This is a genomic window from Aliidiomarina shirensis (genome assembly GCF_003987345.1).
Lineage (GTDB): Bacteria > Pseudomonadota > Gammaproteobacteria > Enterobacterales > Alteromonadaceae > Aliidiomarina > Aliidiomarina shirensis.
In genome coordinates this window covers 292908-315743 of sequence record NZ_PIPP01000003.1, presented here as the reverse complement: position 1 = coordinate 315743, position 22836 = coordinate 292908, and the positions used below count along the sequence as shown (strand labels likewise).

The window sequence follows — 22836 nt, the reverse complement described above, 5'->3', positions numbered from 1 at the left end:
AATGGAAGTACGCCAATGAGCTTTAAATTGAAAATTCAGCCGGGGCAATTAACCCTATCAGAACTCCGTCAGGTTGATCGGCAAGCCGTAACGCTTTCATTACCAGATGAAGCTTATCGAGATGTAGAGCGAGCTGCAAAAACCGTAGCCGATGTGCTCGCCGAAGGGCGTGTTGTGTATGGTATCAACACCGGGTTTGGTTTGCTTGCGAGCACCCGAATAGCGCCAGAACAACTCGCCGATTTGCAGCGCCGTATTGTGCTTTCACATGCAGCCGGCGTGGGCAAAATGATGTCCGATCAAGTAGTGCGGTTAATGTTGGTGCTTAAGATTAATTCGTTAGCGCGTGGTTACTCAGGCGTGCGCCCAGCGGTAATTGATTTCTTAATCGCGTTGGTGAATAACGAAGCCTATCCATGCGTTCCAGAAAAAGGCTCGGTTGGCGCTTGTGGCGATTTAGCACCATTGGCACACATGGTATTGCCGTTGTTAGGTGAAGGTGAGCTGCGCATTAATGGCGAGCGCATGCCCGCAAAAGATGGCTTAGCTAAACTCGGGTTATCACCTATCGAATTGGCACCGAAAGAAGGCTTGGCGTTGTTGAATGGCACTCAAGCTTCCACCGCGTTAGCACTGCATGGCTTGTTCGCAATTGAAGATGTATTCGCAGCCGCTACCTTAGCCGGTTCTATGACAGTAGAAGCAGCGCTAGGCTCGCGCACGCCATTCGATGAACGTATTCATATTGTGCGTGGTCAACCCGGGCAAGTAGCCGTAGCAGCCGAACTGCGCCGTATTTTGGCAGCAAGCAGCGAGATTGGTGATTCGCATACCAATTGCGGCAAGGTGCAAGACCCATATTCACTGCGTTGCCAGCCACAAGTAATGGGCGCAATTTGGGATCAAATGGGGTATGCCAGTGAAGTGCTTGGCCGCGAAGCGAACGGCGTTACCGATAATCCGTTAGTATTCCCAGATGATAACGATATTCTTTCGGGTGGCAACTTCCATGCTGAACCTGTGGCCATTGCTGCGGATATGCTGGCTATTGTATGTTCAGAAATTGGCTCGCTTTCCGAACGCCGCATTGCCTTGTTGGTGGATAAGCATTTAAGTAATTTACCACCATTCTTGGTTGATAACGGCGGCATCAACTCTGGCTTCATGCTGGCGCAAGTTACAGCGGCAGCGTTGGCATCGGAGAATAAAACCTTAGCGCATCCTGCTTCGATCGATAGTTTGCCTACCTCAGCAAACCAAGAAGATCATGTTTCTATGGCCACATTTGCAGCACGCAGGCTGCAAGATATCTCTGAGAACGTAGCGAATATCATTGCGATTGAGTTACTCGGTGCCGCACAAGGCATGGATTTCCGCCGGCCGTTGAAATCGTCAGAAGTTTTGGAAGAAGTGCATGCAGCAGTACGTGGAAAAGTAGGCTTCTACGATGAAGATCGGTATTTTGCACCGGATATTGAAGCGATATACCACTTGATTCGTGGCGGTGAGCTTACTGAGTTAGTAACACTGCGCGTGAGTTAATACCTTGGTAAATAAAGCATGAATGCGGTTCATTTTAATAAATCATTATCATGAATCGCATTCATTTCTGTATTCTTCATTATAGGTTAAAAGGTGCTTCGTAAAACGAACTACCGTGCTCGAACTGATACTACAACAAATTGCTAGGCGTCATCGCGCGGCGCAAGAACAACATACTCACCTTTGAATTCAGCACCGGCTAAATCGCCATCGCGTACAATCACGCTCATGCTAATTCGGGCATTCTCACCTTTTTGCAGTGGGCTAAAATCGCCTTTCATTTCATTTAGGTAGGCTACAGCCCGAGGCTCTTTGATTACGGGTTTACGGTATTTGATATTGCCTTCAGCCAATACTATTGCGCCTTTTAATTCACGCTCGCGTAGCTGCAACTGCAGGAGCCCCCACCCCGTAAGCGTGGCAAGTGTGTATAAGCTGCCCGCGAACATAGTACCGTGCACATTAATATTGCGTGAAAGCGGCGCGCGTAACTCAATGCTGCGGCCCGTGTATTGATATATGCGGACGTCCATCGCTTTGCTAACGGGAATTTCGGTATGCCAGGTTTTTTGCAGCTCACCGCACCAAGTTGGGCGATAAACAATATGATTCACTGGGTCGAGTAGCTTCACCAATTGATGTTCCGCCATTGGATTATCAACGGTATTGCCTTCTTCTTTGATTTCGTAACCGCACTTTAAGTAAAACCCTAAGGTAGTATCGCGGCTACGAATAATAACGCGCTTGGCGCCTTGTTGGCGGGCGAGTAATTCTAAAGATTGCACAAGCAATACACCGTGGCCCTCACCTTGGTGTTTGGGCGCAACCACCATGAAACGTATTTGTGCTTCTTCGCTACTGTTGAAGTGCAACCGGCCGATACCGATAATATTATTCTCGGTATCTACCAACATTCGGTGCTCGCCTACCTGATCGTACTCGTCTTTTTCTGAGCCCGGAGGCCGGCGAAACGGCTTCCGCAGCACCTGATAGCGCAACGCATAATAGGCATCCCACTCTTGTTCCGTAGTAGGTGTAGTAATCCTTAAATTTGTAGCCCGTATGTTCATAGTAGCCCTAAATTAAAAGCGGATAACGAGATTAAAGTAGCTTTGTTACAGAAGCAAGTTCGATGGAGGAACATCAATGTACGACTTGTCGGAATTCAACTACCCTGCCACAATGTCAGCAGTTGTATTTACATAGGCATTGGCATGAGTAGCGATAAAACCGAAAGCAAAGAAACGAAATCAGCTCAGAAAAAGCCTGCAGCAAAGCCAAAGGCTTCGGCTGAAAATACAAAATCTAATGCCACCGCGCATGAGGTTTCGCCAATTGATTGGCAAAAGGCGCGGGCGCGGGCAACGAGTGCTGCAAGCACGAGTTATGCGTTTTTACGGCATTTCATAAAGCGTTGTGCCGATGATCGCATCAATGTAATGGCAGGCCACTTAACCTATGTAAGTTTGCTTTCGCTCGTACCTTTAGTAGCCGTTATATTCGCGATTTTTTCGGCGTTCCCTATGTTCGAATCGCTGCGGGAAACTGTTGAAACCGCTATTTTAGCGAATTTGGTGCCTACCAGTGGCGAGGCCATACAAGAATACGTAAATCAGTTCGTTGGCAATGCTAGCCAAATGACGGCAATTGGCGCCATATTCCTATTTGTGGTGGCCATCATGCTGATATCCGCCATTGATCGCGCTATGAATACAATCTGGCGAGTGCACAACCGTCGCCGCACCATTATTAGCTTAGCGGTGTATTGGATGGTGCTAACCATGGGGCCGATTTTAGTAGGAACCGGTATTGGCGTGAGTTCTTATTTATTATCGATAACCGCCTTTGCGGATGAATATGTGGGTGGCCTGCGTTCAACGTTGCTTATGTTGTTCCCATTCTTTACCACCACGGTAGCGTTTTTGCTGCTGTATGCCATGGTGCCCAATAAAGTTGTGAAATTTCGCCATGCTATTTGGGGAGCGGCTATTAGTGCGTTCTTATTTGAAATGGCGAAGCTAGGCTTCCGCGTATATTTACAGTATTTCCCATCGTATGAATTAATTTATGGTGCGCTCGCAACCATTCCTATCTTGATTGTGTGGGTTTATTTATCGTGGAATATTATTTTATTTGGCGCTGAAATTACGGTAAGTATCGAAGAGTTTCTTGATGAACCAAGCGAAGAAGTCCCGGCCGATGAACTCACCGATGAGCCTGCCAAAAAAGGAGTGCTCGGCGAGAAAGGAGTGCCCTGCGAAAAAGAAAGGGCCGGCGAGAAAGAACCGGAAGACGACAAGAAAACTGCAGTAGAAGGTTAGCATGATAGGTTTAATTCAACGGGTGAAATCAGCCCAAGTCGATGTGGGTGGCGAAACGATAGGCAAAATTGGGCAAGGTATTTTAGTATTGCTGGGTGTTGAAAAAGCGGATACCGAGCAAAGTGCTGAGCAGTTAGCCAAACGCATCGCTGGATATCGAATTTTTACCGATAGTAACGATAAAATGAACCTCGATGTACGTGATATTAACGGTGAGATTCTGGTGGTTTCGCAATTTACGCTCGCGGCGGATACACGCAAAGGCCGCCGCCCAAGCTTTTCTTCTGCCGCCACACCGGCGCAAGCGGAAGCGTTATATGAACATTTTTGCGAAATTTTACGTAAAGAAAACCTGCCCGTGGCTACCGGCAAATTTGCAGCAGATATGCAGGTTAGCTTAGTAAACGACGGCCCAGTTACGTTTAATCTAAGTACATAATTCAGCATATCGTTTACCCTTATCGAAATTTCCCACTAGTACTTTAAATGAGAACTGTTATCATTTGCAGTGTAAATTATAGAATATAAGCGCAAGCCATTTTGGCGCGCTCATTATCGTTTCTTTGTGGGAGAACGAATCATGAAAAAAACATTCACCTTTGCCATAGTGCACTTTTTCGTAGCCTTTAGCGTAACTTGGATAATCACCGGTAGTTTTGTTCTGGGTGGTTTGATTGCGTTGATTGAGCCTTCGGTGAATACCGTGGCCTATTTCTTTCACGAAAAAGCGTGGCAGAAATTTGGTTCAGAGAAGCAAAAGCCAGAGCACAAACAAGCTACCTTATCGTTGTAAGTAACGCAGGGTGTTCCTGCGAGGAAGGTAGGAATGCAAGTAGTAGCAGTTTTTGGTGCAAATGGCGGGCTTGGGCAAGCGCTCATACAAGAATATTTGATTACGAACCCACAAGCTTGCGTGCTTGCCGTTGCTCGAAGTGAATGCCCCGAAGCATTATTCAATTGGTTACAAGCCGAAAATTTCTCGTTCTCCGAGAGCGACGTTGAGATAGACCCCGGGCGTGTCATTTGGCAGAAATGTAACTTTAGCGAACCATCATTACATGCTTTATTTGAGCTTTGGCGCGCGGCTAACATCGAGTTATCGGGCTTGCTTTCAACGATTGGTTGGCTCCACCAAGAATCAGCAGAACATGGCAACTGGCAGCCAGAGCGGCGGATAGAAGCATTAAATGAAGCCCAGTTGCTCGAGTATTTTCGTGTTAACGCTATTCTCCCCGCATTAATTCTTCAAGGCGCTAAGCCTCTCTTGCCGAAAAAAGAACCAAGCTTTGTGATTCAGTTGGGCGCCAAGGTGGGTAGTATTACAGATAATCACTTAGGCGGCTGGTATGGCTACAGAGCCTCAAAAGCGGCCTTGAATATGCTCTACAAAACTGCCGCGATCGAGTTTAAACGCACGCACAAGCAGCTTTGTATTGGTGTAATTCACCCCGGAACCACGGATACCGATCTTTCTAAACCATTTCAAGAGCGCCTGCCGGCAGACAAGTTATACAGTGCGGCCGCATCGGCCGAGCGTATTTGGTCGGTAATTAATAGCCTTGATGCTAAAGATAGTGGGGGCTTTTGGTTTTGGGATGGCAAACCTTTGCCTTGGTAACGGCAAACGAACCACTAAACAATGGCATGGAACGAATGAGGGGGCTAAAACCTTGCTGAAATCGGCAAGATAGGCGATGCTAACAAACAAATAGCGATTAATGACAATAATAAAAATATTTAGAAGAGGGTTACCTAATGAATTATCTTTTGGCTGTTGTGCTGCCGCCGGTGGCGGTATGGATTTCAGGCGCACGTAAACAAGTTTGGCTAAGCCTAGCGCTATACTTAATAGCTTTGTATTTGCTAAGAATCGCTTCGGGTGGTGAGATTCCCGGTGCATACGCCGGTGCCCCAGTTATCTATGTAGCTGCCATTATCCATGCATTTATTTTTACCCATCGGCACTATCAAGAAACAAGTGGCCAAGTGCACCCACATCGAGGTTCCGCTGCGCAATCCCAAGAAGCGCCAGTAAAGAAAGAAGATGAATAAGGCGCCACACAAAATTCCAGTAAAGTAACTGTAAATGCACCTGCTGTTTAGCGTGAAGATCTGTACTCTTTACAAATGTAAAGAAGGTACGAGCGGAGGCCTTAACAATGAATAAATCGATAATAAATCGAATATCCACAGCACAGCAGGTGATTAATTTGCAAACCAATACTAAGCCACAGGGCAAGAACAATGTTGGATATCGCACAGCAATAGCAGCGTTAACTATAGTGGCGTTTACTATGTTAAGTGCCTGCTCGGAAACTACAGCAGCGCCTGATGAAGATGCTCGGCCACAGCATAGAGTGCTCGTAACTGAAGTGAGTGCGAAAACACTCGAGTTGGAACGCTCCTTTGCAGCCCGTACCGAAGGTAACATGGTGGCCGAGGTTCGTGCCCGTGTTGGTGGTGTATTGGAATCACGGGATTTCGATGAAGGCCAATTGGTTGAAGCCGGTACGGTTATGTTTTCTATTGAAAAAGCGCCGTATGAAGTTGATTTGCAAAAGGCGCAAGCAGAGTTAACCAGTGCCGAAGCGGTGTTCAATGAAGCGCGCCGAGATTGGGCTCGCGTTGAAAACCTATTTGTCGATGGCGCCATAAGTGCCCGCGAACGCGATCAAACGCAATCACGTTTGGAAGCTGCAGAAGCGGATATGCAATCAGCTCAAGCGAGCTACGAAGATGTGCAATTGCGTTATAACTACACGGAGATTGTTGCTCCAATTAGCGGTGTTGCAAGCCGAGAATCCGTATCTGTAGGCAACTTAATTAGCGAAAACGATACCCTAGCTACCATTGTAAGCTTAGATCCCATTTACGTTCACTTTAATGTAAATGAGAGTGATATTGCTGCCGCTTACTTGCTGCGCAATACCGATATTTCGGGGAATAGTGAAAGTGGTTCAGGCCCAACCGCAACCTTGCGATTTAGTGATGGCCGCGAGCATCCAGAATCTGGCTATATCGATTATGTGAGCCGGATCGTGGATCGCGAACGTGGTAGTATTGAAGCCCGTGCAGTGATCCCAAACCCAAATAGAACACTACTTCCAGGGCAATTCGTGCGTGTGCAATTGCCAAAAATTGAAGTGCCTTATGCCATTACCGTACCTCAGCGAGCCATTATTCAATCGGGTCGCCAAGCTGTGGTGTATATCGTGGATAACCAAGATATTGTGCAAGTTCGAGAAGTAACCCTCGGCGTTCGCGTGGGCAATGAACAGTTGATCGAACAAGGTTTAGCAAGCGGTGATCGGGTGATTATCGAAGGTTTATCCATGTTGCAACCGGGCACTCAAGTGAATGTGGAGATTGCTGAATGATAGCCAAGCATTTTATCGAACGCCCGGTACTTGCTTCGGTTTTATCCATACTGATTGTGATTGCTGGTTTAATGTCGTTGCGGATGCTGCCGGTGCAACAATATCCGCAAATCGTGCCTCCGCAAGTGGTAGTGGAAGCAAGTTACTCAGGCGCTACAGCTGACGCGGCATCACAAGCGGTAGCGGCCACTCTAGAACTATATATCAACGGCGTGGAAAACATGCTGTATATGACATCCTCAGCGGACGATACCGGCGGTGTGAGTATTACCGTGGTGTTTGAAGTGGGAACGGATGTCGATCAAGCCGCCATTGATGTTGATTCTCAGGTTCAGCGAGCGTTCTCGCGATTACCGGAAGAAGTGCAACGTGGTGGTGTGCAAATTCGCAAGCAATCAAGCGCCATTCTTAAGATTGTTTCTCTGAGTTCACCAGATGCAAGCCGCGATTCTCTGTTTTTAAATAACTACGCTACGCTCACGGTGCAGGATGAATTAAGCCGCGTAAACGGTGTAGCAAGGGTTACCTTTTTTGGCTCGAAAACGTATGCGATGCGGGTTTGGTTGCGCCCGGATCAGCTTGCTGATTATGGCTTAACACCAGCGGATGTAAGCCGAGCTATTAATGAACAAAACGCCATGTTTGCCGCCGGCCGATTTGGCGATGCGCCAAACCCCAATAATCCGCAAGAAATTACATTTCCTATCGGAACAGAAGGCCGATTTTCAACGGTTGAACAATTTGAGGAAATTATTTTACGCAGCGATGAAGGCGGTTCCGTTGTGCGCTTGCGCGATGTGGCCCGAGTTGAATTAGGGGCTACGAATTATGATTTCGATGCCGTGCAGAATGGTGAAACCGTAGTACCCATGGGGATCTTTTTGCGCCCTGGTGCTAATGCGTTAGAGGTTTCTAAAGAGGTAGATGCGGTAATGGAGCGCATGAGCCAGAGCTTCCCTACCGGTGTTGATTATTCAGTGTCGTTCGATACTACCGATTTCGTACAAGTTTCGATTCAACAAGTAGTTATTACGCTATTCCAAGCACTTATTTTGGTAATGGCGGTGATTTACTTGTTCTTGCAGCGCTGGCGGGCAGCACTTATTCCATTGCTTTCTATTCCTGTTGCCTTGATTGGTGCGTTTGCCGGTATGTTTGTTTTCGGCTTCTCAGTGAATCTATTAACGTTGTTAGCCATGGTGTTAGCGATAGGGATAGTGGTGGATGATGCCATCGTTGTTCTGGAGAACGTGGAGCGGCTGATTCGGGAAAAAGGGCTTTCGCCGAAAGAAGCTGCGATTGAAGCGATGGCAGAGGTATCGACTCCGATTATCACCATGGTGTTGGTGTTAGCGGCGGTATTTATTCCGGTGGCATTCCTTGGCGGATTAGCCGGGATAATGTATCAGCAGTTTGCGCTTACTATCGCTGTATCAGTTATTTTATCCGGTTTTATCGCACTTACGTTATCACCAGCGTTGTGTGCATTAATTTTAGAAGAGAAGCCTAAAGAGCCGCCAAAGTTCCTGCAGAAGTTTAACGTTTGGTTTGAAAGAATGACCACAAATTATACGCAAGGTGTACGGTTCATGCTGAAGCGCACCGGGTTGGCGAGCATTATATTTGTTGTCATTGCGATATCTGCATGGGGGGTATTCACACAATTACCGGGTGGTTTGGTGCCAGATGAAGACCAAGGTTATGTGTTGGTTTCTCATCGCTTGCCGGAAGGTGCATCACTTGACCGTACCGTTGATTTCTCGTTGCCATGGAATGCTGAATTGGGCGAAATGGATGGTGTGGCAAATACGCTAACCTTTATGGGTTACGATATGGTGAACGGTGGCCGGAAGCCTAACGTAGGCGCCAGTTTCGTAACCCTTGATCACTGGGATGATCGCGATTTAGGTGATAATGGGGCGCAAAAATTTGCTGAAAGTGTGAATGTTGCTGGGCAAGAGCATTCGCAAGCGAATGTAAGTGCGTTCAACCCACCGCCAATTTCAGGTATTTCCACAACCGGCGGCCTAGAAGCTTATCTAGTAGCCATTATGGATGGTGGTACTGAGAATTTGGTGGATCGTATTAATGATGTGATTGCCAATGGCAATGAACGCCCTGAACTGCAGAACTTGCGCACCACCCTAAATATGAATATTCCGCGTTTCACGGCTTATGTGGATAGGGAACGAGCAAAATCAATTGATGTGCCTATTAATGAGATCTTTGCCGCCATGCGAGCCACCTTTGGCCGGGCCTATGTAAACGATTTCAACTATCTCGGCCGCGCTTGGCGGGTATATATGATGGCGGAATCATCTTACCGTGAGGGTCCGCATAACTTAGCTGATGTTTTTGTTCGCGCGGGCAGTGGTGAAATGATTCCGTTGAACTCACTGGTGCAAATTGAACGTATCACCGGCCCGGATGAAGTACATCGCTATAATAACCGCCCTGCTGCCAGATTGTTGGCTGATCCGGCACCGGGGTATAGCACGGGCGAAGCTATGTTGGCTTTGGAAGCTGTAGTCACTGAATTGGTAAGTGATGATCAAGATTATCAACTGTTCTGGACGGGCGCTTCACGGCAAGAGCGTGAGAGCTCGAATGCTGCAGGGCTAGCTTTCGGCTTTGCAATACTCATGGTGTTCTTGTTGTTGGCAGCCCAATACGAGCGGTGGAGTTTACCTCTTGCTGTGTTAACGGCGATTCCATTTGCGATTTTTGGCGCCGTGATGGCAACCTGGGTTACCGGATTGCAGAATAATATTTACTTCCAAGTGGGCTTATTGGTGTTGATTGGTTTATCGGCGAAGAACGCGATCTTGATTGTGGAGTTCGCCGTAATCAATAGGAAGCGTGGTATGGGTGTGTTAGCGTCTACGTTAACTTCGTGCCGTCAGCGATTCCGCCCAATATTGATGACATCGTTGGCGTTTATTTTAGGTGCTATGCCGTTAGTGATTACGTCGGGTGCAGGTGCGGCAGCGCGGCAAGCGGTAGGCGTTACTGTAGTCGGTGGCATGCTCGTAGCTACGTTCGTATCGATTTTCTTTATTCCGGTGTTTTACCAATTTATCGAAAAACGAGTGCTTTCACGGAAAGTTAAAAAGCGGAAAGCTATGCGCGAGCAATAACGTAACTATTAGCGTTAACATGAGCGCTTAAACTACCGTTATGGTTAGTTCTAAAAAACTGCAGCAATCACCATGGTTGCTGCAGTTTTGCACTATAATGAGGTGCAAATCACAACAAACGAGGTGCAATATGGAAAACGATATTAGCGTTCGAATGATTCTTTCGGTATTTGAAAAAATCACTGATCACGGCACCACAAAAGACGATCGGCATGAACTGGAAGGCGTTACCGCGTTCACCGATCATGATGGTTACACTGTATTTTTAGAAGACCACAAAGTGAAGTTGCGCACAGGCTTCCACAATACCTATCACCTCGATTACGATTCCGCGCGTGATTATGAGAACTTCATTAAGAAGATCAAACACATCGAAAACAACTACGATTAATTGTAATACTTTCATGTGATATCCAATTAAAGTGAACTTTCATGAAATGAATTTAGCTTAATAAACAATGGCTTGCAAAAATCGTCCAAATAAGGTGTTTGCTTTTGTCCAGCTAACGGTGAGCTTTTCGACAAAATTCTAGCTTAAATGAACTTTTTCTACCTGTTAAACACTGCTCAATGCGGTGAAATTTGGGTAAATAGTAGGCGAAAAAAAAGCTGCTTTCCAGCAGCTTTTTTTATTAGAGAAGGTTACGCAGGCCTATTTTCCTTATTTGTTTGGCCGATGTCATTTGCAGAAGAGGTTCCGAATAATTCCACTAGTGATGTTTCCTTAAAATGAAAACTATCAAAACCATGGTTGTAGTAGTCTGGCGAATAGACTTGCAACTGATTAGAGCTGAGAAGTTTTACTAAATCCTTCGTTTTCAACTTGAAATCTGAAAGCCTTCGCTCATCGCCCCAAGCGATAAACTCTTTCTCAAAAGTGTCGTCATTTGCAGCCCTGATTGGAATTGAGTTTTTCTTGATGCGCCTAAAAAACTTCACAACATCGTCTAACCTGCTTGGTGATACTTTTTTAGGCGAGTTTACGTGCATTCTTCCGGGTAGCTCCCCTTCTCGAATGAGTTTTTTGAGGTGAGCCGTACGCATCAGAAGTACTTCTTCAAGCTGATTCCAAGACAATTCAAAGCAAGCATTTTCGGGTGTTGTGTTCAGCCGTCTGTGAGATGTTAACACTCTAAAGCTCGCCTCTTTAAAGATAGGAGTGTCTTTGCCCGAGGAGTGCTTCGCATTTTCGAAATCGAAAAAGCGTTCATCATTCGCTGCATCTATCTGTTGCATGAGTACCGTCTGACGTGGCCCTCCAATTTTATTTTGCCAATGGCTGAATCTTTGCTTCTTAAGCTCTACAACAGCGTCTTCTGAGTACCCTAACTGATATGCACTTTCGATATGCCGTGCTAAGTCAGGAACATACTTATCAATCTCCCTTTGTCTTTGAAAAGAGGCGTCAAAGGGCCGAAGTCCAATATTCATTTTACTCAGTATTCTCTTAACCAAAGCGGTCTTATTCGCCCCTTTGGCCTCCGCTATCGCAATTTGCGATAGCGGAGGCGAGACTCTAATTGCACAAACATTCTTCCACTGCAAACCGCATGAGGTGCATTTTTTAAACAACCCGCCACTCCATTTAAATTTATTGTTGCACTGGGGACATTCATTCCAGAGCTGGCACTTGTGCTTAAGGCAATGTGTTGTGTAGTAGAGGTGCCACTCAGCTTTGAGATGCGGTTGATCCTCTAAACAGTGAGGACAGATAGTGGGCTCATTCACCAATGTATGCCGGGAAGACAGCCACACTATCATTTGTCGAGCCCCTTCACCCTCAAAGTATTTGTCTAGCGAACCAGCTTCATACCCTAACGATTGAGTGAGTACACGCATAAAACGTTCATTTTCTTGTGTCCCAATGAGAAAAATCTTCTTTGTCCCTGCTGGTATATCAAAAGCACTTACAAAGTCCTGAAGCTTATCCAGTTCATTACAGACTGCCAGACGCAGAATGTAGCCTTTAAAAAGCTCCCCCTCGTATGGAAGTGGGTGGAACGGTATCTGTTGACTAAGCGGCTGCATTGTTCTCACCTCCGCAGTTTTTGTTGATATAGTTTTGAACCTTAGTAAGGTTGCCTTGGCCAAATGGGTCGAAGTCGATAAAGTCATTCATCGAAGTCATTCGCTTATAAATCTTTGAAAGAGACTCAAGATTCGGCGTGAAATCGGCGTCATCCTCCATTTCCAAATTGATCTCCAGAAAGATATCTCGCAAACCACGGGGGACTCCGTCAGTCGCAACAAAGAAGCGGTCAAGCAGGTTCATATTTGAAAAAATGGGCTTTTCGTCGTCGAATTGCACGAACATAAGTTGCTTCAGAGGACAAGCCAAATGCTCAGCAAAAGCACTCGCCATTTCTGCAAAATCGAATTTTGAATAATCGCTGTTGCCGTAAGGCAGACTTGCTAAGGTGGCGGAGTAACGAATGCGACTAGCCAGCTCTTTATCAATAACGTGCAATAACCCCGCTCGCTCTGTACCCATGAACAGAATAGGAATGAGAGTTTCATCCATAAAGCCCTTTAACCAAGCTAGTGCGGTGGATGGTCTTCCTCTGCTAGTTTTAGGAAGAAAGTCATGAATTTCGTCTATCACAATCAGCTTCACTTCGCGTTTTCGAAGCAATGCGAGCAATCGCTTTTCTTTCTCGTCCGCACTTCCATGACTAGGTTTTATATCCCCAAGTTCATAAAGTATTCGCTCAACAAATGTTCTCACCGTAGATTGCTTAGGAGCCCGCGTAATTAAAACTGGCATAGTCGTGTAATCACCATAGTCGATGACGTACTTACTAAACTGCTCCTGTTTCTTGAGAGCGAAATGCGTTTTGCCAGCCCCCTCCCGCGCAATCAGAGACATCGCACTTGGTTTTGTTCCATGAAAGCGCAAAAGGCGGTCTACCATGTTATCTAGCTCACAAAACTGATGATTCCATAAAGCTAGTGATGAAATCTTCTGGGCACCGCTCATGAGGCCTGAAGTGATAGATTGTGTGTTTTTAATTCGCATCGTATAGTCACCTCTAGTTGGTTTGAAAGTAGCTTGTAAGTAATGGAAAAACAGCGCTAGCATCGCGCCGATGGTTTTGGTGTTTGATGGTCATTAGGTGATTTTGTGCCTAATTTAGTCCCACGCTTCTTATCTTTGGGTGAGAGAATATCCGCGTCTTTACCGATCCCTCCTGTCATGATTTTGCCAATCTCAGTTTCAGAAAGTGGCGTCTCGATGTCTTGGGCGCTAGCACTTTTTTGTTTAGGCTTAGCGGACGACTTAGAACGATTCACAACCCGTTGCATAGTGGTTATTGATTGTCCATTTAGTTTTGCTTTTATGGCTTTTTTTCGTTCTTGGAATTCGAATAGAGTCAAGCCCTCGTGTATGTTTGGGCTCGTCGCGGGAGTGACTATCATCTCATTCGTTAGAGGGTTAATTACCGTTATCTCAGAGATATCCAGAGGGTCATACATAATGCGAACTGACCGCTCAAGACACTGGCGCTCAAGTTGATGACCAATTTCTTGAAGCTCCCGGCAGTTGTAGTAGACACCCTTTAGCAGAACTCCTTTAGGCATGGTAATCTTGCGCTGTTCATGCTGACCGCGAAACTTTGCGATTTCAGTAAAGTCACCCATCATTTGAGGGGGGCAACGGTCTTTAACGCTCTCCCACATCTCTATAGGTGTTAGCCCATCTAATCCTTTATGAGGATTATTGTGGTAAATACGGAGAATGTAGTCCTCCAGTATCGCTTGAAACTCGTCTCGGGTGAGATGAGCCATCTGTTCAAGAGTTCGATCCAGCTCGATACCGCGAGTTCTAACCCCCGCATAGCCCTCAATGCTATGCATGCATTGCGACTTCAACGTACTGAAGAAACGCTCAACAAAGGGCTTTTTCCACGGGGATGCTTTCTGCGTTACCTCGTGCCCGATTCCAGCAGATTGCAGCATCGCCTTAGGCGTTGACGCGATGAATGCTGGCCCCGAGTCTGAAATAATTCTTTCGGGCATACCGCCCAGCGGAAAAGGAATGTTTGTGTATTTACCAACTTTAAGCGGGTTGCATACGTCTTTTATTAACTTGACGACCGCATTGGAGTTTTCACTCGCGTTCTTTTCACCGAAGTCGACGATATGGCCAACGATTAAGCGGGTAAAAACATCCATCGCGACGTAGACAATAGGACGAAGGCATATCCGCTTGCCAGATGCGTCTTCCGATACTACTGCAATATTGAGGTGAACAGCGTCGACTTCAACGCGCTCCAGAGGTCGTTGAGTGATAATTGATCCTTCAACCCAACGATGTTTTTTATTTGCTGCTTTCACACCCATCCGCGCTCTATCGACTTCGTATGCGTTCAACTTTTGAATATGCGTGTAAAACGTGCCGTGACTTAACGGCTTCAGAGTGATCTTTTCACCAGTGCGGGTAGAGTTTTCAGCGTTTTCTCGCTCCCAAGTTGGAAGATGCTGCTCAAACTCACGCAAATAGCATCTATAAGCGTTAGCAGCACTTCCCCCATGGAGTTGAAGGTATTCTCGTTCAATGACTTTTTCTAAAAGTTCTAGATTCCGCTCATCAAACTGTTTGCGTCGACGAGCTTTAGCTTTACCGAGAATGTAAGCGATGCTGTAGCCATTGTTAGCCCATTTTTTATACCAGCGCTTAAGTGATGAGGTACTTGGTATTTTCCCGTCTATCATCCCGTATCGATTAGTAGCGATTGCAAGTGCTTCAGCCATGACTCTTTTCGAGCTTGGATGGCCGGATTCGTGCATATGCTCTAATGCTGCGCTGATAAAGTTAGAGCGCTGCTTTGTATCGGGGTCGGTAATGTCACATAGAACAAACTCTGTTTTGGCTTGTAATATTTTAAACTCACCATCGATATAAGCGCTTTGAAGTTGATGCGGCTCAAACATCTTTACTCCAAGGCCATCAAAATCAAGCACTACGTATCTGGAGGTTACATCTTCAATAATCCCCGTGCGTCCTTGGTACTCAAATTTAGCTTTTTTTGGTATCGCAAGCATGGTCATGGCTATTTACTCCATTTGATCGTAGTGAGTGGCGATATTTGAGGTTCATCAGAGAAATTGATATCTGAATACTGCTTGGCGAGAAAAGCCCAAGCGGAATGGCGCGTGCCACCCAATTTGATAAAGCGGTCTTCAAGTTCGCTAATTGTCATACTGGAGCGTTGCAAAGCTTTAACTCCAGCTTTCCAAAGTGCCTCCGGCAGCTCAATAAACATGTATCTATAGAGAAGCTGCCGCGTAACGTGCCCCGGATCTCGTTGAATATCGTCTGATGTAATGATCGTCAGGCTCGACTTTTGATGCTTTTTAAGAAGCTCTGATATGTGAGCAACTTTTTTATCCAGCTCATCGGATGCTGAATAGCGTGCATCTTTTATTTCGATGTCTCGAAAGCTACCGTTCTTGTATTCAATTCGGACATCGCTTGTGAAGCGGCGCTTTTTACCGTCGTATGTATAGATGAAACTGTTTGGCTGCGTCATGAAGCGCTTGATCGATTTATCAAATTCGCAGTCAATTAAAAATCGACGTTCCCATTCGCTATCGCACTGAAGTGACATCTTGTTCAGATATGATGGATGGTATATCCGTGGGTTAAACAGCGTTGCGCCTTTGATATTTCTCTGTTTCATCTCATTTATCTCTCTAAAGGTTCATTTTCATGGTGTAAGTCTTCAATTTATTGCGATTTGGGGGGTTAAATATTGTGCAAAAAAACACCGTGTCAAATTTAAAGCTAATTAAAATAGTCCATTTAACTAATTGTATTGTTTACTTTTTTTGATTTTTTGTTATTTTTCCTTTGTTTAGGTATTTGAATTTCAACTGTAATTCCGTACTATTTACGCCAACAATTAATTGGAGTTGTAAAAAGTTATATTTGCGGTTTTTTTAGACTATTTTGTTCCATAACCTTTTTTCCTTTTTTGCTGTTATTTATTACCCACTAAGGAAGTTGCGAAAAACGAACAATTGTTTTCTTCCAAGACGGGTTAATTCACTTCTCTTTTTTGCCTTGATATTGATACCCACTAAGAGACTGAGTGAAAGCGAACAAATTTTTTGAAAAAATTGTCAGGTATTTTTTTGCTGACAGGAGCCAGAGATAGTGGAACAAAAAGTGCGGGGCAGACCTTCTTCAATCGCTGAGGCGATAAGTCTCATTTCGATTTCGGAAGCCTTTAATCGTAAGTCGGAACGACTTATCAAAAGAATCTTCAGAAGTCATATAGATGTTGGCTCCACTGAATATAAGCAGATAACAGAAGATGCCATTAGCGATGTGTCGACCAGCTTACTTGAGATGGCCTCAAGAGAACCAATAAGCGAGGAGTGGTACTTGTTGGGACTAGAAACGTATGGAACCCCCCGCTGTACTCTTACTCCTTATATGTATAGAGGTGTAGGCTACTATGCCAAAACGCGCTTCAAGCGCTGGTCTGTTAACGCTAAAAGTGGGAAAGTCGGGGTTAGAGCGCGAGAGGTGTTCCCGATTAATTCTGGCGATTCAGATACGGAGAGTAACTTTGACGACTGGCTAGCGAATAAGATTGGTGAGTTATACAAGCAAGATGTTGAAACAGCCGCGACCCAACCGCAATTGACCGAAATTCTGGAAGATGCATCAATTCCAAACGATGTCATTGAGATGATTCTGCTGAGGTGTGACGGTGAAACTTTTGAAGCTATTGGCGACAAGGTCGGTCTCTCGAAGGACGCAGTTAGGATGAGGTTGAATCGCGTGAAAGAGTCTCTTTCAAATTCACGGTTTTTGCGTGACTGAATAAAGACTCTCTCATAGTACTGCTTTAATTGGGTGGACTGAGCCTAATCTTGCCTGCCTTGGTTTGGTGAACCTAAGACAGCCTTACTAATAAGCTTTGCATTCAGCCCCATCGTTGATTGGGAGATATTTAGGTGTTGGAGCTTTCGTATCTTAATCATGTGTTGGTAAGAAAATACACTTCCACATGTGAAGTAGTTTTGCGCTTTTTCTTTAATTTCCACCATCGTCGTTAAACGTTCCTCATAGGGATGTTTTTCGAATTCTACTACCCAGCCTTTCTTATCGAAGTATTCAAGTAGTGTATGCAAACTAGAAATAGCCCGCACTTGCTGCTTTGGGGATACATCGAGCCGCGTCATAAAGTTCAGCAATGGTGTATTCTCGTTTCATCGTTTGATCAAACACCTCGCCTCTAAATTCCGAATTGCACAGTTGGTTGTTCATAAAGTTTCGTCCTATGCTCAAATAATAGTCAGAAATCGTCTATGATTTTCTATTAAATCCATAGAAGGCTAGGTAAGTGTTTAGGCTAGTGGTGCAGATTCAGTTCTCGGCGAAGAATGTATTAGCTGGTTGAGGATAGCGCTAGAGAAGTTCCGAATAGTTTAGTTACTTGATTAACTGGTCAGACCAGTGTATTATTTCATCATTAGTTTTGATTGTGATGAAGGGTGTGGATTATTTATGATGAACTACGAAGATGCAGATGATTTTCGTCCTCTAATATATTTAGACCAGAATGTTATAGACGGTTTGAGAAAGGGAGTGTTTTCATTTGAACCGTCAGTATTCTCGAAAAACTACCGAGCAATTTATTCAGATGAGACGCTCAGAGAGATAAGCCGTGCAGAGGAAGGTGGTGGAAGTGCTTTCGAATACATAGAGGTTCTAAGTGAGTTAGAAGCTTATCATTTACGATTGGAACTGAACGCTCAATTTACGCCTAGTGGTAACGCTGTCATCCAGTCTCACGATCCGATAGAGGTTTATAAGAGTTTTTCTCAACAACGAGACCTCGATTATTTGATGGAAGCCAGCTTATTGGTTAGTCGCAAAATATTGGGTGGTTTACCTGAGTTAACAATCGATGATATCGCCGGAAGGATGCTTGAAGCATTTGAGCGTAACGCTAGGTCGTTAGAGGATAACTTAAGAACCTTAGAGTTATTTTTCCCGAACGCGCGTGAAGAGCTTCCACATTCGTTTAACTCTCTAGGTACGATGAGAGCAGTCTCTTTAGATGAGTACAAAGATATCTTGAAGCAGCTTGTGAAGAGCCTCAATAGCAACCTGAAGCTGAACGACAACTCACAGTCGGTGTTGAATCGTTATCGTGAAGATCTGAAGCTAAGCCCCAAAGATCTCAATAACATAGAGCCACCCCAAGTCGTCGAGCAAGTTTGGGAAGTTATCTCGCGTGACGAAAGTATTAAACAATCCGAGATTACGATGCATCAGTTTTTTGGTGTGGATACTCCCAACCCGATACACCCGGTGCGAAATAGCTTCTTGTCTGAAGAGGTTTCCAGTGTCTATTACCACCTGAATTTGGCTGGCTATCATCCCGACAAAGAATTAAATCAGTGTAGGGGATTTGCTAGCTCCTTCAGTGATATGCAGCATGTTTCCTTAGCTACTCATTGCAATTACCTTATGAGTAGCGATAAGCGCCTTATAAAGAAAGCTGCCGCAGCCTATGAGTTTACTGGGACTAATACTAAAGTGCTTCAATTAAAGTTGCCGACTGAGTAGACGAATAGATGAGTGGTAGGGGCTGAGTACTTTAAGGAATTATAAGGTGTCTAGAATACTCAGGCCTTACCAGAGGTGGATTTTAAACTTCGATTAAAATTTACAACATACAACTCATGAAGTACGGTTTTGCCGTAACTTGAGGCCAGAAAATGATAAATAAATACGTTATTCCATCAAAGGTAATAATCTACCTCAAACGCATAGCCACTGAATACCAAAGTTCGGGGCATGATTTACAGGCGCGAGTTATTAGCTCATCACGGATCTATGTTCATGAGGAAACCAGTTATGATAACTGGAACGGCGGTATGAATGGACACGATGTCATATTGTTCCTACCTCCTGAGGTATTTGGGGAAGTTACCCTAGCCAGAAAAAGAGACTTTGAGGTTGATTTGTTAGCTAAGCTTGAGTTGTGCTGTCGATCTATCGGGAACGAGTATATCCACGCGGTGAGGTTTGAGGATGAAGACCAAAACGACCCTTACTTTCAAAACGCGGCATTAATAAATAGTCGTGCGCAAATCGACCCAAGTACTTTGTCGATTTGGAAGCAGGATCATGTAAGGTTGTTTATTAGTCACAGGGACAAACATAAAGCGGAAGCGAAAGTCCTCGCCTTTTCATTAGAGGAGTATGGTGTTTCTTCCTTTGTTGCCCATGATACGATTGAGCCAATGACTACATGGCAAAGTGAAATTGTCAAAGGCTTAGAGACAATGGAGGTTATGCTAGTTTATCTAACCGATGATTTTCATGACAGTGTATGGACAAACCAAGAGGTGGGATTTGCGCTCGGACGCGATATTCCAGTTATTTCTCTTAAGCTTGGAGCAATTGATCCGAGGGGATTCATAGGTGAGCGGCAGGCCCTAAAGAAACATTCGAACTCTATGGCAGGGATAGCAAACGATATTTATGAGCTTATCGTTAAGAGACTTGGCAATAATGCTCGTTTTCAATCCGCACTGATAAGCGCCTTTTGCGACTCCCCCGATTTCACCGAGGCAAAAAATCGGTTTATTCGTATGAAGAGGGTTGTCAAGGCTCTAACTGACGATGAAGTTGACAGAATAATTAAAGCCTTTCATGAAAATAGTCAGCTATACAACGCCGCTTATTTAGTAAACCATTATAATAGACTTATCGATTTCCTTAGCCGTGTATCAGGTAAAACATACGAGCGATCAGGTCGAGATATAAATCTTAAGCAGAGTTAGGTAGACACTTAATCGGAAAGAAGCTTATTTCGCCTTGGAAGGAGTCAAAGCAATAGCAGGTTTCATCGGCTAAAATACTTGCTGCGCTACCATTGTTTGGTGAGCCATGCTTTAGGCCCTTGAGATACCTTGGGTGAACTATGAAAAGAGTTAAGCGAAATCCAGAAAAGTTTGAAGTCATAGACCTGTTTACCGCTTTAGGTCGCGAGCACGGGTACAAACTTAGTGTTGAAGAAGATGCCAACGACTTCGTTGAACGAATCGGAAGCTCGCTAAAGGCGTCTAGAGATAATCCTAACCTATTGCATGGTAAGCGAGTAGAGTCGCTTTTTGCCCATGTAGCTGGGGGATTAGGAAATTGCCGCCTTATAAAGCAGGAAGATAGTGGGGAGATATTTACTGATGAGCAGGATATTCAGGCTCCAGATTACAAGGTAATACTCAATAACGGAAGTCAGTATTTTATTGAGGTGAAAAATTGTCATTTCCCGAACATAAAGTCACCTTACCCTTTCAAAAAGGACTACCTAAGAAAGATTGAGAATTACTCTGATCTACATGATACTCCCCTATTATTTGCAATTTACTTTTCACGACAAAACAAATGGTTTCTATTGCGAAAAGAATCCCTTATTGAGCAAAAAAATCGATATGTGACTGACTTTATAAATGCAATGGCACAAAACGAAATGTCATTGTTGGGCGATCGCACAATAGGTACAGAGCCCAAACTATCCATCGAGTTACTTGCTGATCGCTCCCAAGAATCGAATGTTAACAAAAAGGGTGAGGCAAGTTTCATCATCGGCGATGTAAAAGTATACTCCTCTGATAGAGAAATTACGGATGATTTAGAAAAGTCAGTAGCTTTTTACCTTATGAGGTTTGGTACTTGGGTTGAGAGTGAAGCTGAAGGCATGTTTGATGACGATGGATTTCTAGGTGCTAGATTTTCATACGAGCCGGAACTCCCTCCGGAGGAGCAGATCTTTTCCATGATCGGCGAATTAAGCTCAATGATAAGTATCTCGTATGGAGAGCAAACCTTATACGAAAAAAGTGTCGTTGCGTTGGACACAAATCTTGACCCCGAAGTATTCGCTGTTGAGATCCCCGAAGGATACAAAGGGAAGGAGTTGCCATTATGGCAGTTTATGATGCAACCGAATCCCAAGTTTAGGGGTTAGCAATCGCAAGTTATAGAGCTGTCTTTGCTTTGTACTCCAAACCTACCACAATCGCGGGCGTTAATTTCCACACGTTGCTCGTGGTTGGTTGCAAGACTTGATAACGCTCAACCATTAAATGTGTAGAGGAACGTTTGAGGCATTACACCTGCGTGAGATAAAGTTCACTCATGCCCGCTTGTTAATAGTTACCTATATCCATTCAGGTAGCGTAAGTAGTTTGATAGACCATCGAGCTCCGGGAAAACAGTACCTGAATGAATACCGTACTTCACCAGCTTCTCCATAAAATACCTTTTATGTTCAGCGGGTATTACAATTTTCTTGATCGATTTTGACTCCAGCTTCATATTACTGGTTGGATGTATTGTGAACATCCCGGACTGCGCCGTGACCCTTCTCGTTGCATGAGAAGGGAAAAATGCAACAATTTTCTCTAACTTTTGGGAATCTATTTCTTCCTCTTTTTTAAACCTGCCTATGTCATAAACATAGATTGCACCATCTGATTTACTAAGAGTGAAAACAGCAAAAAAGCATGCGATTAAGGGACTTAAACTCCAGTCTAGTAACCTAGTAGGAAGCCCGTGGTGCTGTGCAATAGTTAGCCATTCAACATCGTTCTCAGGGGGGCTTTGTAAATGTGGTTTTGCATGCGTTTTAAATACCCACATGAGGTTGTGTTCACGCACATCAGCGGACTCAACATCGTTGTGTCTAAATAGAGAGGGCAGAAGAGGATACTCATGATTTGACACGCCCCTGCAAAGAGCAGTCTTACTTATGCCGTCAATCGCTTCATCAAATTCAGAGAATGTTTTCACGACAACAAGGTTATCACCTTTTTCGTATCTACTGAGATCAGAGGTGATTTTCTTTGTACTTTCATTTATTAAAGCTAATAGAAGCTTAGCTATTAACTCAGATCTGAAGAGAGCCCCAGTTAACCCCGTCGAAGAAGTATCAACGTAATACCTTTTACAGAGGCTATATAGGCTGTTATTTTGTCCGGGATGCCTCTCTTTACCGATTTCTAATACATCGACAAAATCGTTGGTTAAAGACCTTTCCTTGTTATCTGTCTCAGATAATAGGACTTCATTGTGAAGAAAAGGGATAACAATGGATGCATCGAATATAACTAATTCATCGTTTCCAATGAATTCCAAAAACTCATCTACAATGCCGTTAAAGATTGGCTTATCTATAAGAAATTCATTAGTTATTCCGTGTATTTCAATACTAGACGGGTCAACCTCTTGCTCTGGATTCAGGTACACATGAAAACGACGATCTGTGACTTGCTCATCAATGAGTTCAACACAGCCAATTTCAATAATCCTGTGCCCGGCAGACACCTCGGCACCTGTACTTTCAATTGCTACGACGACCTGCCTCAAATCTCAAACCTCCCAGTGACAATGCGGCAATCAAGCCCTTGTAGTGAGCAGTGCTGCATTAG

General features: G+C 44.6%; 20 protein-coding genes. 13 read left to right on the top strand and 7 right to left on the bottom strand.

All coding sequences use genetic code 11. The annotated features are described in order from the left end of the window. Positions 1 to 15: 15 nt before the first annotated feature. Positions 16 to 1542, top strand: a complete 1527-nt coding sequence (gene hutH / locus CWE13_RS08830; RefSeq protein ID WP_126807849.1) for a histidine ammonia-lyase — start codon at positions 16 to 18, stop codon at positions 1540 to 1542. Positions 1543 to 1685: 143 nt separating this feature from the next. Here hutH and CWE13_RS08825 read toward each other — a convergent pair whose 3' ends face one another. Then, positions 1686 to 2612, bottom strand: coding sequence for a bifunctional GNAT family N-acetyltransferase/hotdog fold thioesterase (locus CWE13_RS08825; protein WP_126807847.1), 927 nt, complete (start codon positions 2610 to 2612; stop codon positions 1686 to 1688). Positions 2613 to 2756: 144 nt separating this feature from the next. On the opposite strand from CWE13_RS08825, the gene CWE13_RS08820 reads away from it, so the two are divergent. From CWE13_RS08820 to CWE13_RS08785, 8 genes are all read left to right on the top strand, one after another. Then, positions 2757 to 3863 carry a virulence factor BrkB family protein gene (locus tag CWE13_RS08820; RefSeq protein WP_126807845.1) on the top strand — a complete coding sequence of 369 codons (1107 nt, stop codon included), beginning with the start codon at positions 2757 to 2759 and terminating at the stop codon, positions 3861 to 3863. A 1-nt stretch (position 3864) separates the two neighbouring features. After that, positions 3865 to 4302: a D-aminoacyl-tRNA deacylase gene (gene dtd / locus CWE13_RS08815; protein ID WP_126807843.1), complete on the top strand. Its 438-nt coding sequence runs from the start codon at positions 3865 to 3867 to the stop codon at positions 4300 to 4302. Between the two features lie 141 nt (positions 4303 to 4443). Continuing rightward, on the top strand, positions 4444 to 4656 hold the full coding sequence (locus CWE13_RS08810) for a DUF2061 domain-containing protein (RefSeq protein ID WP_126807841.1): 213 nt from the start codon (positions 4444 to 4446) through the stop codon (positions 4654 to 4656). Between the two features lie 33 nt (positions 4657 to 4689). Next, positions 4690 to 5481, top strand: coding sequence for an SDR family NAD(P)-dependent oxidoreductase (locus CWE13_RS08805; protein ID WP_126807840.1), 792 nt, complete (start codon positions 4690 to 4692; stop codon positions 5479 to 5481). Positions 5482 to 5618: 137 nt separating this feature from the next. Continuing rightward, positions 5619 to 5915, top strand: coding sequence for a YqaE/Pmp3 family membrane protein (locus CWE13_RS08800; protein ID WP_126807838.1), 297 nt, complete (start codon positions 5619 to 5621; stop codon positions 5913 to 5915). 107 nt (positions 5916 to 6022) lie between these two features. Continuing rightward, entirely contained in the window at positions 6023 to 7240 is a 1218-nt protein-coding gene (locus CWE13_RS08795; RefSeq protein ID WP_126807836.1) for an efflux RND transporter periplasmic adaptor subunit, read from the top strand. Continuing rightward, positions 7237 to 10377 carry an efflux RND transporter permease subunit gene (locus tag CWE13_RS08790; RefSeq protein ID WP_126807834.1) on the top strand — a complete coding sequence of 1047 codons (3141 nt, stop codon included), beginning with the start codon at positions 7237 to 7239 and terminating at the stop codon, positions 10375 to 10377. The genes CWE13_RS08795 and CWE13_RS08790 overlap by 4 nt, the downstream gene beginning before the upstream one ends. A 130-nt stretch (positions 10378 to 10507) precedes the next feature. Further along, positions 10508 to 10768, top strand: coding sequence for a DUF3081 family protein (locus CWE13_RS08785; RefSeq protein ID WP_126807832.1), 261 nt, complete (start codon positions 10508 to 10510; stop codon positions 10766 to 10768). Between the two features lie 251 nt (positions 10769 to 11019). Here the strand turns inward: CWE13_RS08785 and CWE13_RS08780 are convergent, their stop codons facing one another. From CWE13_RS08780 to CWE13_RS08765, 4 genes are read right to left on the bottom strand one after another with little or no spacing between them, the layout of a single operon-like run. Next, positions 11020 to 12405, bottom strand: a complete 1386-nt coding sequence (locus CWE13_RS08780) for a TniQ family protein (RefSeq protein ID WP_157980953.1) — start codon at positions 12403 to 12405, stop codon at positions 11020 to 11022. Continuing rightward, positions 12392 to 13393 (bottom strand): TniB family NTP-binding protein, encoded by a 1002-nt coding sequence (locus CWE13_RS08775; protein WP_157980952.1) that lies wholly within the window; start codon positions 13391 to 13393, stop codon positions 12392 to 12394. The genes CWE13_RS08780 and CWE13_RS08775 overlap by 14 nt, the downstream gene beginning before the upstream one ends. Before the next feature lie 56 nt (positions 13394 to 13449). Then, complete coding sequence (locus CWE13_RS08770; RefSeq protein WP_126807826.1) at positions 13450 to 15426, bottom strand: Mu transposase C-terminal domain-containing protein; 1977 nt, start codon at positions 15424 to 15426, stop codon at positions 13450 to 13452. Positions 15427 to 15428: 2 nt separating this feature from the next. Beyond that, entirely contained in the window at positions 15429 to 16058 is a 630-nt protein-coding gene (locus CWE13_RS08765; RefSeq protein ID WP_126807824.1) for a hypothetical protein, read from the bottom strand. 476 nt (positions 16059 to 16534) lie between these two features. On the opposite strand from CWE13_RS08765, the gene CWE13_RS08760 reads away from it, so the two are divergent. Then, positions 16535 to 17209, top strand: a complete 675-nt coding sequence (locus tag CWE13_RS08760) for a hypothetical protein (RefSeq protein WP_126807823.1) — start codon at positions 16535 to 16537, stop codon at positions 17207 to 17209. Positions 17210 to 17253: 44 nt separating this feature from the next. Here CWE13_RS08760 and CWE13_RS08755 read toward each other — a convergent pair whose 3' ends face one another. Further along, the gene (locus tag CWE13_RS08755) at positions 17254 to 17583 is read right to left on the bottom strand and encodes a hypothetical protein (RefSeq protein WP_126807821.1); all 330 of its coding nucleotides are present in this window, start codon (positions 17581 to 17583) and stop codon (positions 17254 to 17256) included. A 313-nt stretch (positions 17584 to 17896) separates the two neighbouring features. Here CWE13_RS08755 and CWE13_RS08750 point away from each other — a divergent pair, with 313 nt between their 5' ends. From CWE13_RS08750 to CWE13_RS08740, 3 genes are all read left to right on the top strand, one after another. After that, positions 17897 to 18964, top strand: a complete 1068-nt coding sequence (locus tag CWE13_RS08750; protein WP_126807819.1) for a hypothetical protein — start codon at positions 17897 to 17899, stop codon at positions 18962 to 18964. A 152-nt stretch (positions 18965 to 19116) separates the two neighbouring features. Next, positions 19117 to 20187, top strand: a complete 1071-nt coding sequence (locus CWE13_RS08745) for a toll/interleukin-1 receptor domain-containing protein (RefSeq protein ID WP_126807817.1) — start codon at positions 19117 to 19119, stop codon at positions 20185 to 20187. A 140-nt stretch (positions 20188 to 20327) separates the two neighbouring features. After that, positions 20328 to 21374: a hypothetical protein gene (locus CWE13_RS08740; RefSeq protein WP_126807815.1), complete on the top strand. Its 1047-nt coding sequence runs from the start codon at positions 20328 to 20330 to the stop codon at positions 21372 to 21374. Positions 21375 to 21562: 188 nt separating this feature from the next. On the opposite strand, the gene CWE13_RS08735 is transcribed toward CWE13_RS08740, so the two are convergent. Continuing rightward, complete coding sequence (locus CWE13_RS08735; RefSeq protein ID WP_126807813.1) at positions 21563 to 22774, bottom strand: FRG domain-containing protein; 1212 nt, start codon at positions 22772 to 22774, stop codon at positions 21563 to 21565. Between the last annotated feature and the right edge of the window lie 62 nt (positions 22775 to 22836).

Bases quoted from the DNA above. Each gene is read 5' to 3' on its own strand.
- hutH (WP_126807849.1), top strand. From the start codon at position 16: ATGAGCTTTAAATTGAAAATTCAGCCGGGGCAATTAACCCTATCAGAA.
- CWE13_RS08825 (WP_126807847.1), bottom strand. From the start codon at position 2,612: ATGAACATACGGGCTACAAATTTAAGGATTACTACACCTACTACGGAA.
- CWE13_RS08820 (WP_126807845.1), top strand. From the start codon at position 2,757: ATGAGTAGCGATAAAACCGAAAGCAAAGAAACGAAATCAGCTCAGAAA.
- dtd (WP_126807843.1), top strand. From the start codon at position 3,865: ATGATAGGTTTAATTCAACGGGTGAAATCAGCCCAAGTCGATGTGGGT.
- CWE13_RS08810 (WP_126807841.1), top strand. From the start codon at position 4,444: ATGAAAAAAACATTCACCTTTGCCATAGTGCACTTTTTCGTAGCCTTT.
- CWE13_RS08805 (WP_126807840.1), top strand. From the start codon at position 4,690: ATGCAAGTAGTAGCAGTTTTTGGTGCAAATGGCGGGCTTGGGCAAGCG.
- CWE13_RS08800 (WP_126807838.1), top strand. From the start codon at position 5,619: ATGAATTATCTTTTGGCTGTTGTGCTGCCGCCGGTGGCGGTATGGATT.
- CWE13_RS08795 (WP_126807836.1), top strand. From the start codon at position 6,023: ATGAATAAATCGATAATAAATCGAATATCCACAGCACAGCAGGTGATT.
- CWE13_RS08790 (WP_126807834.1), top strand. From the start codon at position 7,237: ATGATAGCCAAGCATTTTATCGAACGCCCGGTACTTGCTTCGGTTTTA.
- CWE13_RS08785 (WP_126807832.1), top strand. From the start codon at position 10,508: ATGGAAAACGATATTAGCGTTCGAATGATTCTTTCGGTATTTGAAAAA.
- CWE13_RS08780 (WP_157980953.1), bottom strand. From the start codon at position 12,405: ATGCAGCCGCTTAGTCAACAGATACCGTTCCACCCACTTCCATACGAG.
- CWE13_RS08775 (WP_157980952.1), bottom strand. From the start codon at position 13,393: ATGCGAATTAAAAACACACAATCTATCACTTCAGGCCTCATGAGCGGT.
- CWE13_RS08770 (WP_126807826.1), bottom strand. From the start codon at position 15,426: ATGACCATGCTTGCGATACCAAAAAAAGCTAAATTTGAGTACCAAGGA.
- CWE13_RS08765 (WP_126807824.1), bottom strand. From the start codon at position 16,058: ATGAAACAGAGAAATATCAAAGGCGCAACGCTGTTTAACCCACGGATA.
- CWE13_RS08750 (WP_126807819.1), top strand. From the start codon at position 17,897: ATGATGAACTACGAAGATGCAGATGATTTTCGTCCTCTAATATATTTA.
- CWE13_RS08745 (WP_126807817.1), top strand. From the start codon at position 19,117: ATGATAAATAAATACGTTATTCCATCAAAGGTAATAATCTACCTCAAA.
- CWE13_RS08740 (WP_126807815.1), top strand. From the start codon at position 20,328: ATGAAAAGAGTTAAGCGAAATCCAGAAAAGTTTGAAGTCATAGACCTG.